Here is a 14,529-nt window from a genome sequence, read left to right on the forward strand (position 1 = left end):
GGAGCCCGCCGCTCCCGCTCCGCGGGCCCGCCGCCGTGCCACCCGCGCCGTGACCGCCCCCGCCGCCGAGGCCGCGCAGGTCGTGGAGGCCCCGGTCGCCGAGGCTCCGGCCGCCCCGGCCGTGGCCGCCGAGGAGGAGCCCGCCGCTCCCGCTCCGCGGGCCCGCCGCCGTGCCACCCGCGCCGTCGCCGCCCCGGCCGCTCCGGCCGAGGCGCCCGTCGCCGAGGAGGAGCCCGCCGCGGAGGAGGCCCCCAAGGCCGCCGCCCGCGCCGTGACCGTCGCCGACGCCGTGGACTCCCCGAAGCGCGGCGGCCGCCGCCGCGCCACCCGGTCCGCCGCCCCGGCCGCCGCCGCGCCGCAGCCCGCCGCCGAGCCCGAGGCGCCCGCCGCCCCGGCCCGCGCCCGCCGCGCCGCGCGTCCCGCCGTCGCCGTGTTCCAGGCCCCGGTGTTCGCCGAGCCGATGTTCCAGACCCCCGAGACCGCCGCCATGGCCGCCGCGGCCGCTGCCGCCGCCGTCCAGGCCGAGGAAGCGGAGGAGGAGGACGAGCTCGAGGTCGAGGCCGAGGTCGTGGAGACCCCCGCCCCGCAGCCGGCCGGCCGCCGCCGTCGCCGTGGCCGCGGCGCCGCCGAGAGCGGGCCGGTCTCCCTTCCCGAGGTGCTCGCCGAGGAGGAGCCGGAGGCCGAGGCCGCCGAGCTCGATGAGGCCGCGACGTCCGAAGAGGGCGCCGAGTTCGACGAGGGTGACGAGTCGGGCGAGCGCCCGTCCCGCCGCCGCCGTCGGGGTGGCCGCCGTCGCCGCCGCGGCGAGGCCGCCGAGCTCGACGAGGCCGCCGAGGAGGAGACCGAGGCCCCGGCCGCCGAGCAGGAGTCCGACGAGGACGAGAGCGAAGAGGACGAGGGCGAGGAGGCCGAGGCGCTGGGTTCCAGCTCCAGCCGCCGTCGCCGTCGCCGCCGCCGCCGCAGCGGGGAGCCCGCCGACGCCCATGCCGAGTCCGCCGCGGGCGAGGAGGACGGCGTACGCACCGTCGTCAAGGTCCGCGAGCCGCGTCCGGCCCGCGAGCGCGGCGAGTCCACCTCCTCCGACGAGGTCCAGTCCATCAAGGGCTCGACCCGCCTGGAGGCGAAGAAGCAGCGCCGCCGCGAGGGCCGCGAGCAGGGCCGCCGCCGCGTCCCGATCATCACCGAGGCCGAGTTCCTGGCCCGCCGCGAGGCCGTCGAGCGCGTGATGGTCGTCCGCCAGAACGGCGACCGCACGCAGATCGGCGTCCTCGAGGACAACGTGCTCGTCGAGCACTACGTCAACAAGGAAGAGGCCACCTCCTACGTCGGCAACGTCTACCTGGGCAAGGTCCAGAACGTGCTGCCGTCCATGGAGGCCGCCTTCATCGACATCGGCAAGGGCCGCAACGCCGTCCTGTACGCCGGCGAGGTCAACTTCGAGGCGCTCGGCATGGCCAACGGGCCGCGCCGCATCGAGTCCGCCCTCAAGTCCGGCCAGTCGGTCCTGGTGCAGGTCACCAAGGACCCGATCGGCCACAAGGGCGCCCGCCTGACCAGCCAGGTCTCGCTGCCCGGCCGCTACCTGGTCTACGTGCCCGAGGGCTCGATGACCGGCATCAGCCGCAAGCTGCCCGACACCGAGCGCGCGCGCCTCAAGACCATCCTCAAGAAGATCGTCCCCGAGGACGCGGGCGTCATCGTGCGCACCGCCGCCGAGGGCGCGAGCGAGGACGAGCTGCGCCGCGACGTCGAGCGCCTGCAGGCCCAGTGGGAGGACATCCAGAAGAAGTCGAAGCAGATCTCGACCTCTTCGCCGAGCCTCCTGTACGGCGAGCCGGACATGACCGTCCGCGTCGTGCGCGACATCTTCAACGAGGACTTCTCGAAGGTCATCGTCAGCGGTGACGGGGCCTGGGAGACCATCCACGGCTACGTGAACCACGTCGCCCCGGACCTGGCCGACCGGCTGTCCCGCTGGACCTCCGAGGTCGACGTCTTCGCGACGTACCGGATCGACGAGCAGCTCGCCAAGGCGCTCGACCGCAAGGTGTGGCTGCCCTCGGGCGGCTCGCTTGTGATCGACAAGACCGAGGCGATGATCGTCATCGACGTCAACACCGGCAAGTTCACCGGTCAGGGCGGCAACCTCGAGGAGACCGTCACCAGGAACAACCTGGAGGCGGCCGAGGAGATCGTGCGCCAGCTGCGGCTGCGCGACCTGGGCGGCATCGTCGTCATCGACTTCATCGACATGGTCCTGGAGTCCAACCGCGACCTGGTCCTGCGGCGCATGCTGGAGTGCCTGGGCCGCGACCGCACCAAGCACCAGGTGGCCGAGGTCACCTCGCTGGGCCTGGTCCAGATGACCCGCAAGCGGGTGGGCCAGGGTCTGCTGGAGTCCTTCTCCGAGACCTGCGTCCACTGCAACGGCCGCGGCGTCATCGTGCACATGGAGACGCCGACCGCGATCGGCGGCGGCAACGGCAAGCGCTCGAAGCGGCGCGGCGGCAAGGCCGAGTTCGACCAGCACGACCACGAGGTCGAGACGGTCGACGCGGAGTTCGAGACCGTCGAGGAACTGGCCGCCGAGGTCGCGGCGCCGCGTGCGCTGCCCGAGCCGGAGTTCGTCGCGGACGAGGAGCTGTACAGCAGCCCGGCCGAGGCGGAGGCCGCCGCGGGTCTGAGCGGCCGCCGCAACCGCCGCCGCGCCACCCGCAAGGCGACCGCCCCGGCGGGTGCCCCGCGCGGTGCGGCCGCCCAGGCTCCCGCCGCCCCGGCCCCGGAGCCCGTCGTCGAGGCCGAGCCGGTCACCGAGCCGGCCGACACCGTCCTGGAGCCGGCCGCCGAGGTCGTCACCGAGGCCGTGGAGGCCGCGGAGACGGTCCAGGCCGCCCCCGTCGAGGAGGCCGCTCCCAAGGGCCGTACCCGTCGCCGGGCGACCCGCAAGGCCACCGCCCCGGCGGGTGCCCCGGCCCCCGCGGCCGAGGCGGCCCCGGAGCCGGTCGTCGTGGCGGAGCCCGAGCCGGTCGTGGAGCCCGAGCCCGAGCCGGTCGCCGTCGCGGCCGAGCCCGAGCCCGAGGCCGTCGCCGAGGCCCCCGAGGCCGCGCCGGCCCGTCCGCGCCGCCGTGCCACCCGCAAGGCCACCGCACCGGCCGGTTCCCCGGCGGGCGCGGCGGAGGCCGCCGTGGTGGTCGTCGAGGCCCCGGTGACCGAGGTCGCGGCTCCTGCCGAGGAGGCCCCCGCCGAGGAGGCCGCTCCCGCCAAGAAGGCCGCCCGCAAGGCTCCGGCCAAGAAGGCGACCGCGGCGAAGAAGGCCACCACCGCCAAGAAGGCGACGGCGGCAAAGAAGACCGTGGCCAAGAAGGCGGCCACGACCAAGAAGACCGCGACGAAGCGGGCGACGAAGAAGACCGCGGCGGCCGAGCAGCAGACGCTGCCCTCCGTCTCGGCTCCGGCCGAAGCCTGATCCGTCCGTGACCGTGGGCCCCGCCGCGAGGCGGGGCCCACGGCCGTGCGGGACCCGGTTTGACCCCCTGGAACCGGCCCCGTAACCTAGACCGTCGGCGTGTCCTGTACGAATCCGTACGGCGTACGCCGCGCTCCTGAGCACCTTCCTCCCGGTCCGTACGCGCAAGCGTCGTGCGGGAGAGGCCGCTCGTCCATTCCGGATCAGTGCGGGCCCCGGCCCGACTGAGCGGCTGGCTTCAGGAGCATCCGCCCCGAGTGAGAGAGAGATCCGCGTGTACGCCATCGTGCGCAGCGGTGGTCGCCAGCACAAGGTTGCTGTCGGCGACATCGTTGAGGTTGACAAGATTTCCACTGCCAAGGTTGGCGACACGGTCGAGCTCTCGACCCTGCTCGTCGTCGACGGCGAAGCCGTGACCAGCGACCCGTGGGTCCTGGCCGGCATCAAGGTCACGGCCGAGATTGTGGATCACCACAAGGGCGCCAAGATCGACATCCTGCGGTACAAGAACAAGACCGGCTACCGCCGTCGCCAGGGTCACCGCCAGCAGTACACGGCGATCAAGGTCACCGGTATCCCCGCGGCTGCGAAGTAAGAGGGACTGAGACATGGCACACAAGAAGGGCGCATCGTCCACTCGGAACGGGCGCGACTCCAATGCCCAGCGGCTCGGCGTGAAGCGCTTCGGCGGTCAGGTCGTCTCCGCTGGTGAGATCCTCGTCCGCCAGCGCGGCACCCACTTCCACCCGGGCGCGGGCGTCGGCCGTGGCGGCGACGACACGCTGTTCGCGCTGCAGGCCGGTGCCGTGCAGTTCGGCACGCACCGTGGCCGCAAGGTCGTCAACATCGTTCCGGCCGCCTGATCCAGCTTCTGCTGATCGAGCGTTCGTAACTTCCCGAGGGCGGATCTCAGCTCTTCCCGGCGCAAGCCGGGAAGAGAGGTCCGCCCTCGGCGCGTTGTCACATAGACACGTTTAATGGGCAGCAAGGCCTGCCCGGGACATTCCCGTATGTATCTGGAGGAACACCCATGACCACCTTCGTGGACCGCGTCGAGCTGCACGTCGCCGCGGGTAACGGGGGCCACGGCTGCGCCTCCGTTCACCGGGAGAAGTTCAAGCCGCTCGGCGGCCCCGACGGCGGCAACGGCGGCCGTGGCGGAGATGTGATCCTGGTCGTCGAGCAGGCGGTCACCACCCTGCTGGACTACCACCACAGCCCCCACCGCAAGGCCACCAACGGCAAGCCCGGCGAGGGCGGCAACCGCTCCGGCAAGGACGGCCAGGACCTGGTCCTGCCCGTGCCGGACGGCACGGTCGTCCTCGACAAGGAGGGCAACGTCCTCGCCGACCTCGTCGGCCAGGGCACCACCTACGTAGCCGCCGAGGGCGGCCGCGGCGGCCTCGGCAACGCCGCGCTCTCCTCCGCCCGCCGCAAGGCGCCCGGCTTCGCGCTCCTCGGCGTCCCCGGCACCACCGGCGACATCGTCCTGGAGCTGAAGACCGTCGCCGACGTGGCGCTGGTCGGCTTCCCGAGCGCCGGCAAGTCCTCGCTGATCTCGGTGCTCTCCTCGGCCAAGCCGAAGATCGCGGACTACCCCTTCACCACCCTGGTCCCGAACCTGGGCGTCGTCACCGCCGGCTCGACCGTCTACACGATCGCCGACGTCCCCGGCCTGATCCCCGGCGCCAGCCAGGGCCGCGGCCTGGGCCTGGAGTTCCTGCGGCACGTCGAGCGCTGCTCGGTGCTCGTGCACGTCCTGGACACCGCCACCCTGGAGTCCGACCGCGACCCGATCGCCGACCTCGACGTCATCGAGGAGGAGCTCCGGCTCTACGGCGGGGGGCTCGAGAAGCGCCCGCGCCTCGTCGTCCTGAACAAGGTCGACATCCCGGACGGCCAGGAGCTCGCCGACATGGTCCGCCCGGACCTGGAGGCGCGCGGCTACAAGGTCTTCGAGGTGTCCGCGGTCGCCCGTACGGGTCTGAAGGAGCTCTCCTTCTTCCTCGCCGAGGTCATCGCCAAGGCCCGTGCCCGCAAGCCGAAGCAGGAGGCGACCCGCATCGTCATCCGCCCGAAGGCCGTGGACGACGCCGGCTTCACCGTCACCTACGACGAGGTCGAGGACGTCTACAACGTGCGCGGCGAGAAGCCGGAGCGCTGGGTGCGCCAGACCGACTTCAACAACGACGAGGCCGTGGGCTACCTCGCCGACCGCCTCAACCGCCTGGGCGTCGAGGAGGCCCTGAAGAAGGCCGGCGCCCGCGCCGGCGACGGCGTGGCCATCGGCTCCGACGAGAACGCGGTCGTCTTCGACTGGGAGCCGACCATGATGGCCGGCGCCGAGATGCTGGGCCGCCGCGGCGAGGACCACCGTCTGGAGGCTCCGCGCCCGGCCACCACGCGCCGCAAGGAGAAGGAAGCCAAGCGCGGGGACTCGGCGCAGCAGGAGTACGACGAGTTCCGGCCGTTCTAGTCCCCTTTCCCCAGGGGCCACCCGGCGGCTTTGAAGGCGTCTTTACGCCGGTCGCCTAGGATCCACCAGGTGAACAGCACCAACCTCCCCACCGTTTCCGTCGTGGTGATCGCGTACAACGACGCCGGGCTCGTGGGCGAGGCCGTCTCCTCGGCCCTCGCCCAGGGTCCGGTGGTCGCCGAGGTCATCGCGGTGAACGACGCGTCGTCCGACGGCACCGCGCGGGTGCTGGACGAACTGGCCGCCGCTCACCCCCGTCTGAAGGTCGTACACCGTACGGAGAACAGCGGGGGCTGCGGCACCCCGCGCAACGACGGGATCGCCGCCGCGACCTCCCCGTACGTCCTGTTCCTCGACAGCGACGACGTCCTGCCGGCGGGCGCGGCCGAGGCGCTGGTGCGCGCCGCCGTGCGGCACCGCGCCCCGGTCACCGTCGGCGCCGCCGTACGGCGCGAGCTGCCGCTGCACCACGACGTCCCGTGGATGCCGGGCCTCTACACCCCCGGCGACGTCATCGAACGGCCCGCCGACCGCCCGGAGCTGGTCCGCGACACCCTGTGCGTCAACAAGCTGTACGAGCGCGCCTTCCTGGAGGAGCACGGACTGCGCTTCCCCGACGGCCGGTTCGTCTACGAGGACTTCGTCTTCACCTCCCGGGTGCTGGCCGCGGCCCCGCGCATCGCCGTCATCGGCGACCTCGTCTACGTGTGGCACGTGCGCCGCGCCGCCGCCCAGGTGTCGATCTCCCTGGACCGGGGGGACGTCTCCAACTGGCGCTCCCGCATCGAGGCCCACCGCACGGCCTCCCGCACCCTCGCGGCGGCCTCGCCCGCGCTGGGCGCCGCCTGCCAGGTGAAGTTCCTCGAGTACGACCTGCGCATGTACCTGCGCGAGCTGGGCCGGGACCCCGAATACCAGGCCGCCTGGTGGACCCTGACCCGGGAGTACCTCGACACCTTCGCCGCAGCCGACTTCGAGGCCGCCGCGCCCCATGCCCGCTGGATCGTCCGGGTGCTGCGCGCCACGGCGAGCCCGCCGTCCGACGTCGAGCGGCTCACGCGGCTGGCCGCCGAGCCGCCGCGCCTGCTGCCCCCGTACGCGGCCGCCGCCGACGGGACCCCGGTGTGGAGCGAGGAGCTCCCGGTCGAGCTGGAGGGCCTGGCCGGGCTGCCGACGGACCGGCTGCCCGTCACGGTCGACGCCGAGCCGGCCGGCCGCGGGGCCGTCCGGATCCGCCTGCACGACCTGTACGGCCGCCTCGCCGAGGCCGGTCCGCGCACCGTGCAGCTGCGGTTCCTGCCCCGCGCGGGCGGCGAGCCGGTCCTCGCCCAGCCCGTGGAGCTGCGCCCCGACCCGCAGGGCGGCTGGGTCGCCCTGCTGCCGTTCCGCCTCGCCGACGTGGCCGCGACGGGCCGCCGCCAGGGGCTGCGCCGGATGCAGGCGTGGAACGTGGGGGTGGGCGTGCAGTGCGCCGACGGCACCTCGGTGTTCACCTCCTTGCGCCCCCGGGGCCGGCTGCTGCGCCGCCGGGCCCTGCCCAGCAGCCGGTACGGTGTGCTGCTGGCGCAGCCCTACCGCACGGGGGCCGGCGCGCTCGCGCTGCGCCTCGCGCCCGGCGCCGAGGGCGCGCTGTACCTCGTACGCAACCGCCTCCACCGGGCCCGGGCAGGCCACGGGGCGGGCTGAAGACCGACCGCCCGCCTCACGGCGGGCGCTGCACACCGAGCTCTTCCCACCGAACTCGGACAGGACCAGGGAGATACACATGACGTTTCTGATCACCGGTGGCGCCGGATACATCGGCGCGCACGTCGTGCGGGCGATGCTGCTCGCCGGGGAGAAGGTGGTCGTCCTCGACGACCTCTCCACGGGCAACGAGAACCGTGTCCCGGAGGGCGTACCGCTGGTGGTCGGCTCGGTCCTGGACCGGCTGATCCTCGACGAGACCATCGCCGAGCACAAGATCACCGGCGTGGTGCACCTCGCGGGCAAGAAGCAGGTCGGCGAGTCCGTCGAGAAGCCGCTGTACTACTACCACGAGAACGTGCAGGGCCTGACCGTCCTGCTCCAGGCCGTGGCGGCCGCGGGCATCCGCAACGTGCTGTTCTCCTCCTCCGCCTCCGTGTACGGCATGCCCGACGTGGACCTGGTCACCGAGGACACCCCGTGCGCGCCGCTGAGCCCGTACGGCGAGACCAAGCTGGCCGGCGAGTGGCTGATCCGCGCCGCGGGCAAGGCGCACGGCATCTCCACGGCCTGCCTGCGCTACTTCAACGTGGCGGGCGCGGCCACCCCCGAGCTCGCCGACACCGGCGTGTTCAACCTGGTCCCGATGGTCTTCGAGCGGTTCGACGCGGGCCAGGGCGCCAAGATCTTCGGCGACGACTACCCGACCCCGGACGGCACCTGCATCCGCGACTACATCCACGTCGAGGACCTGGCCGAGGCGCACGTGGCGGCGGCCCGCAAGCTCGCCGAGTGGGCGGCGGCCGGGGACTACAAGGACCTCACCGTCAACATCGGCCGCGGGGAGGGCGTCTCCGTGGCCGAGATGGTCCAGCTGCTGAACGAGAACACCGGGCACGACCACGCCCCGGTGATCAGCCCGCGCCGTCCCGGCGACCCGGCGAAGGTCGTGGCCTCGGCCGACAAGATCACCGGTGAGCTGGGCTGGAAGGCCCGGCACGACGTCCGCGAGATGGTCATCTCGGCCTGGGCGGGCTGGGAGGCCAACAAGGCCGCCCGCTCGGACGCCCACAAGGACGTCCACCAGGCCTGATGCCACCGGCCGCAGAGGAAACCGCCCGCCCCGGACGCATCCGGGGCGGGCGGTTTCGGGTCGGGCCCGGCTGTGGCGCTCAGCGCTCCAGGAACGAGAACAGGGCTTCCCACCGGTCGGTGATCTCGGCGCTGGAGTAGCGCTGCACCGACCGGAAGGCGGTGTCGCCGAGCCGGTCGCGCAGCTCGCGGTCCGACATCAGCGCGTTGAGGTGCCCGGCCAGCTCCATCGTGTTGCCCAGCCGGGCCAGCAGCCCGTCCTCGCCGTGCGTGACGATCTCCCGCACGCCCGGCGCGCAGTCGAAGGCGGCCACCGGCACCCCGGCCGCCATCGCCTCCAGCAGGGTGATGGGGAACCCCTCGGCCCGGGAGGCCTGGGCGAAGACCGACGCGCCGCGCAGCGCGCCCAGCACATCGTCCGTACTGCCCATCCACTCCACCGAGTCGTCCAGCCCCAGCGCGGTGCAGTGGGCCCGCAGGGCCGCCTCCTCCAGGCCCGCCCCGTAGATCCGCAGGACCCAGTCGGGGTGGTGCGGGACGGCGTCGGCCCACGCGTCCAGCAGCAGGTCCACGCCCTTCTCGAAGGCGAGGCGGCCGACGCTGGCGACGACGTTCGCGGTGCGCGGGGCGGGGGACCGCGGCATGAAGGGCAGCGGGTTCGGCATGCTGCCGACGTTCTCCATGCCCGACCGGATCCACAGGTCCGCGTCCTCGGCGGTCAGCACGAGCAGCCGGTCGACCTCGGGGTAGTGGCGGCGGACCCGCTCACCGCGGGTGGACTTCTGGCTGGCCTCGAAGGACTCGTGGCTCATGCCGACGACGCTGAGCCCCTTGGTGTCGGCGAGCGCCACCCACTCCATCGCCCAGACCTGGGTGACGATCACCACGCCGCCGGGGCGGGCGGCGCGGAAGAGCTCGCTCAGCGTCTCCGCCTTGGCCCGCATCCGCGCCCGCCGGGCGGCCTGGCGGCGCCGCTCGGGCGCGTTCAGCCGGCCCCTGATCCCGTGCAGCCGGCGTGCCGCCGGCGGGTGGGCGTCGTACAGGGTGGTCATCTCGTACGGGAGGTCCTCGGGCAGCTTCTGCCGGATCTCCTCGGCGACCGGGGCGATGCCGACGATGTGGACCTTGTGCCCGCGCTCGGTGAACAGCCGGGCCATCTGGTGGGACCAGGTGGTCACACCGCCGAGCTCGTCGACGTTGTTGGAGACGAGGAAGATGTCACGGCCCGGGGTGGCGGTCTGCTGGCTCACTTGCCGCTCCTGGTGAAGAACTTCTCGACGATCTGGCGGGCCGCGTCCCCGCGGTCGTACTCGCCGAACTCGGTGAGGAAGCGCTGCCGGGCCTCCGCGTACTTGGCGTCCGCCTCCTCGAAGGCGGAGAGCGCCTGCAGCAGTTCGTCCGCCGTCGCCACCACCGGGCCCGGGGCCTTCTCCTTCAGGTCGAAGTACGTGCCGCGGATGTCGCCCGCGTACTTCTCGTAGTCGTACGCGAAGAACAGCATCGGCCGGTCCAGGACCGCGTAGTCGAACATCACGGACGAGTAGTCGGTGATCAGTCCGTCGGCGAGGGCCAGCAGCGGGGTGATGTCGTGGTGCCGCGACACGTCGATCACCCGGCCCGCGACCGACGGGGGCAGCGAGACGCTGTTGAGGTAGTGGGTGCGCACCAGCAGCGTGAAGCGGTCGCCGAGCCGGTCGGCGAACTCCTCCACGTCGAAGGGGAAGGCGAAGCCCTCCACCGCGCCGTCCGCGCCCGCCCGGAAGGTCGGCGCGTACAGCAGCACCTTCTTGTCGGGGTCGATGCCGAGCTCGGCGGCCAGCGGGCCGCGGACCCGCTCACCGCTGTCCGCCTCGCCGCGGTGCGCCTCGACGAGGGCGTCGTTGCGCGGGTAGCCCGTGCGCAGCAGCACCTCGTCGCGCAGCCTGAAGGCCTTGGCGAGGGTGCGGGTGTCGTGCTCGGAGCGGATCAGGAAGTGGTCGAAGCGGTCGACGGCCGCCTGGAACCGGGCCTGGCCCGCGCGGCCCTGCGCCTTGGTGCGGGGCTCGTGGAAGCCCATCCGCTTGAGCGCGGAGCCGTGCCAGGTCTGGATGTACGTGGTGCCGGGCCGCTTGGCGAGGGCCAGCGGGAAGCCCTGGTTGTCGACCCAGAACTCGGCCTGGGCCAGCGCCCGCAGGTAGGGCCAGCTCCAGCGGCGCACCAGGGTGGCCTCCTTGGGGAAGCCGGTGGGGCGGGCGCCCGCGTAGGACCAGATCGCCTCGAACGGGGCTCCCTGGCGCACCAGTTCCTCGTAGATCGCCTTGGGGCTGTCGCTGTACTGCTTGCCCATGTGGCTCTCGAAGACGACCGTGCCCTTCTTGACCGGCAGCTTCGAGAAGACCTCGTGGTAGACCTTCACCTTCTGCTCGCCGGACCCCATGCTCCGGCGCACCCGCAGGGCCTTGCGCAGGCCCCGCTTGACCACGTTCGCCGCCCTGCCCTGTATGGCGTTGTTGATCAGGCTCTGGGTGCGGACCGCGGCGGCGCTCTCGGCGGCCAGGACGTAGGAGAGGTTGCCCTTCTTGGTGACCTCCGGAGCGAAGCGGTCGGAGACCAGCCGGGTCAGCCGCGGCCGCACGCGCAGGCGGGCCGCCGAATCCAGGTCGACGCCGCCGACCGAGACACGGGTGGTGATCTTGTCGCTCCCGGCGGTCAGCTTCAGCCGGACGTCCCAGACCGCGTCGATGATCCCGAGCGGGCGGACGGTGCTGCCGATGTCGGCCGTGCCGGTCCACTCGATCGTGTCACCGGCGTGCCGGACGGTTGCCACCGGGAAGCTGAAAGAACGCACGCCGATCTGCCGGCGGGCGCGGAACTCGAGCGAGGCCTTCAGCTCCGCGTCGGCCGGGATCCGGCCGAGCGGGTTCACGACGGCGCCGGAGAGCGTGACGCTGCCGCGGCCGTCGTCCTCGTAGGAGGTGAGACGGTTCCCCAGCGTGAGGGAGGGGAGCGGGGTGGTGTGGAAGCCCTGCTCGGTGACGTCCAGTATCCGCCGGGCCTCCGCGTCGTCGAGGTGCTCGCCGCACCAGTAGACGCGCCCGTCCCGCTCGGCGAGCGGGGAGGAGAGCCGGCCCTTGTTGGTCATGGCGTCGGCGGCCGGGATCAGGTTGTCCCAGTCCTCCTTGCCCAGCAGGTAGGCGCAGATGGCCTGGAGGTAGGTGACGTTCTCGTACGCGGCCGGGTCGATCCCGGCGAGGTAGCCGTTGGCGAGCCGGGCGAACTCCTGGCGGTACGCGTCGCCCAGCAGGGGCAGGTCGCGCAGGTGCAGGACCAGGTCGTGCTTGAGGAACTTGGCGTCCTTCGCGGACTTGATGTCCGTGTGGCCCTTGGCCGCCAGCAGCTCGTCGACGCGCCGGTGGATCTCCATCCGGTGGACGAAGTTCGCGATCTCGTGGCGCCGGTTGCTGATCGACTTGGCCGCGGCCTTCTCGACCACGTTCCAGAAGTAGACCCGGTTCGGGATCAGCGTGATGCGGCGGGCGGCGACGTACGCCTGGGCGGAGAACAGCAGGTCCTCGTAGTGGATCCCGACCGGGAACTCCAGGCCCTGCTCCAGCAGGAACGCGCGCCGGTAGCACTTGTTCGTGGAGAGCGTGTCGTAGACCAGCAGGTCGGGGAACTCGGTGATCGACTCCAGCGTGCGGGTGCGGGAGTAGATCCACGGGTACCACTCGGTGGTCTTCTCCCACCGGTTGTCCAGGTGCACCCGGACGCACATGCCCGAGACCAGGTCGGAGCCGGTGCGCTCGGCGGCGTCCAGCATGTTCCGGCAGGCGTTGCGCTCGAGGACGTCGTCGCTGTCCAGGAACATGACGTACGTGCCGGTGGCCTGCTGGATGCCGTGGTTGCGGGGCGCGCCGCAGCCGCCGCTGTTCTCCGGCAGCCGGAAGGCGCGCACTCTCCCCGGATGCGCGGATTCCAGTTCCTGGGCGACCGCGTACGACCGGTCCTTGCTGCAGTCGTCGACGATCACGACCTCGACCCCGTGCAGGGTCTGGTCCAAAACCGACTGGACTGCTGTCGACAGACGCTCTGCGTCGTTGTAGACGATGACGACCACGGAGACGTCGGGCACGTGCACCTCGATCCCTTCGTTTCGTTCAGCTCATTCCGCTTATCTCGTCCACGCTACCGTGCGCCGCACTCGTCTCCGGCAGGCCGACTCCCGGCGTGCATACTTCTTAGGAAGAGGTGAGGGGCGGGTCCGGTCGCCGACAATCACCCGTTCGGACCCAGCAGGAAGTGTTCATGTCGAAGCTGTCCGTAGTTGTCCCCTGCTACAACGAAGAGGCCGTCATCGACAGCTTCGACGTGGAGATCCGCAAGGTCCTCGACGCCCTGCCCGTCGATTACGAGGTCTGCTACGTCGACGACGGAAGCCGCGACGGCACCCTCGGCAAGCTCCGGAAGATCGCGGCCGAGCACGGCGACCGGACGCGCTACGTCTCCTTCAGCCGGAACTTCGGCAAGGAGGCCGGCATGCTCGCCGGCCTGCGCGAGACCACCGGCGACGCCGTGGTGATCATGGACGCCGACCTCCAGCACCCGCCGGAGCTGATCGCGACCATGCTCGACTACTACCGGCAGGGCCACGACCAGATCATCGCCCGCCGCACGCGCGAGGGGGACAAGAAGGTCCGCTCGGCCCTCAGCCGCCTGTACTACCGCGGCGTGAACCGCTGGGTCGACGTCGAGCTCACCGACGGGGTCGGCGACTTCCGGATGCTCTCGCGCCCGGCCGTGGACGCGCTGCTGTCGCTGCCCGAGTACAACCGCTTCTCCAAGGGCCTGTTCTCCTGGATCGGCTTCGACACCGTCCACTTCGACTACCGCAACGCGCAGCGCGAGGCCGGCGAGACGAAGTGGAAGTTCGGCTCCCTGCTGAACTACGGCATGGACGGCCTGATCTCCTTCAACAACCGGCCGCTGCGGATCGGGATCTGGCTCGGCGTGTCGCTGGTCGCCATGACCGGCCTGTACGCGCTGTGGATCACCGCCATGGCGATCACCAACGGCGTGGAGTCCCCGGGCTACGTCACCCTCGTGGCGATCATCACCGGCCTGGGCGGCGTGCAGATGATCATGCTCGGGCTGATCGGCGAGTACATCGGCCGCATCTACTACGAGACCAAGCGCCGGCCGCACTTCCTGGTGAAGGAAGCGCACGGGGCGGAGCGGGCGGACGGCGCGGTGCGCGCGGGCGGCGCGGCCCGCGCGATGGAGGCCTCGATCGCCGAGCGCGGCTCGGAGCGCAGCCCCCGATGAACACCAGCCGCAAGGACCAGCTCGGCCAGATCTTCCGCTTCGCCCTGGTGGGCGGGGTCAACACCGGCACCTTCTTCGGCATCTACCTGCTGCTGCACCCGTGGATGCCGTACTTCGCCGCCTACTCCCTGGCCTTCGTGCTGGCGATGATCGGCTCGTTCTTCATGAACACCTACTTCACCTACCGGACCCGGCCCACATGGAAGAAGTTCTTCCTCTTCCCGCTGACGAACGTCACGAACTACGTGATCCAGTCGGTAGGCCTCTACGCCCTGGTGGCCTGGGCCGGGATGGACACCCGGATCGCCCCGCTGGTCGCGGCGGTCGTGGCCATCCCCTTCACCTTCCTCATCTCGCGCAGGATCCTCGTCCCCGGCGCCGCCCGGACAACGGAGTCCGAGCCCGCCGGGGCCGGGCGGTCCAGGGTCTGAAACCCCCGCGCAGCCGTCCCGCCCCACCCCGTAGATTTGAGCAGGCAGGCATTTCGGCAAGGGGCAAGGGGACAGAC

At 71.9% G+C, this 14,529-nt stretch carries 10 protein-coding genes; 8 read left to right on the forward strand and 2 right to left on the reverse strand.

Annotated elements, in window-relative coordinates; translation table 11 throughout:
- The 6 genes from AB0D66_RS23240 to galE form a co-directional block, all read left to right on the forward strand.
- A partial coding sequence (locus AB0D66_RS23240) for an Rne/Rng family ribonuclease (protein WP_362306650.1) occupies positions 1-3,466 on the forward strand: 3,466 nt, incomplete at its 5' end.
- A 274-nt stretch (positions 3,467-3,740) separates the two neighbouring features.
- A complete protein-coding gene (gene rplU, locus AB0D66_RS23245) occupies positions 3,741-4,061 on the forward strand; it encodes a 50S ribosomal protein L21 (protein ID WP_030384677.1) in 321 nt (106 codons plus the stop codon).
- Positions 4,062-4,074: 13 nt separating this feature from the next.
- Positions 4,075-4,329 carry a 50S ribosomal protein L27 gene (gene rpmA, locus AB0D66_RS23250; RefSeq protein WP_008738950.1) on the forward strand — a complete coding sequence of 85 codons (255 nt, stop codon included), beginning with the start codon at positions 4,075-4,077 and terminating at the stop codon, positions 4,327-4,329.
- Between the two features lie 167 nt (positions 4,330-4,496).
- Complete coding sequence (gene obgE / locus AB0D66_RS23255; protein WP_362306654.1) at positions 4,497-5,942, forward strand: GTPase ObgE; 1,446 nt, start codon at positions 4,497-4,499, stop codon at positions 5,940-5,942.
- Between the two features lie 69 nt (positions 5,943-6,011).
- Positions 6,012-7,628 carry a glycosyltransferase family 2 protein gene (locus AB0D66_RS23260; RefSeq protein ID WP_362306658.1) on the forward strand — a complete coding sequence of 539 codons (1,617 nt, stop codon included), beginning with the start codon at positions 6,012-6,014 and terminating at the stop codon, positions 7,626-7,628.
- A 79-nt stretch (positions 7,629-7,707) separates the two neighbouring features.
- Positions 7,708-8,721, forward strand: a complete 1,014-nt coding sequence (galE, locus tag AB0D66_RS23265; protein ID WP_362306661.1) for a UDP-glucose 4-epimerase GalE — start codon at positions 7,708-7,710, stop codon at positions 8,719-8,721.
- Positions 8,722-8,800: 79 nt separating this feature from the next.
- On the opposite strand, the gene AB0D66_RS23270 is transcribed toward galE, so the two are convergent.
- Positions 8,801-9,970: a glycosyltransferase gene (locus AB0D66_RS23270; RefSeq protein ID WP_362306663.1), complete on the reverse strand. Its 1,170-nt coding sequence runs from the start codon at positions 9,968-9,970 to the stop codon at positions 8,801-8,803.
- Entirely contained in the window at positions 9,967-12,837 is a 2,871-nt protein-coding gene (locus tag AB0D66_RS23275; protein ID WP_362306666.1) for a bifunctional glycosyltransferase family 2 protein/CDP-glycerol:glycerophosphate glycerophosphotransferase, read from the reverse strand. Before AB0D66_RS23275 ends, AB0D66_RS23270 begins: the two co-directional genes overlap by 4 nt.
- A gap of 167 nt (positions 12,838-13,004) precedes the next feature.
- Here AB0D66_RS23275 and AB0D66_RS23280 point away from each other — a divergent pair, with 167 nt between their 5' ends.
- Positions 13,005-14,021, forward strand: coding sequence for a glycosyltransferase family 2 protein (locus AB0D66_RS23280; RefSeq protein WP_362306670.1), 1,017 nt, complete (start codon positions 13,005-13,007; stop codon positions 14,019-14,021).
- Complete coding sequence (locus AB0D66_RS23285; RefSeq protein WP_362306673.1) at positions 14,018-14,452, forward strand: GtrA family protein; 435 nt, start codon at positions 14,018-14,020, stop codon at positions 14,450-14,452. Before AB0D66_RS23280 ends, AB0D66_RS23285 begins: the two co-directional genes overlap by 4 nt.
- Positions 14,453-14,529: the final 77 nt, after the last annotated feature.

The organism is Streptomyces sp. NPDC048270, from assembly GCF_040652335.1.
Classification (GTDB): domain Bacteria; phylum Actinomycetota; class Actinomycetes; order Streptomycetales; family Streptomycetaceae; genus Streptomyces.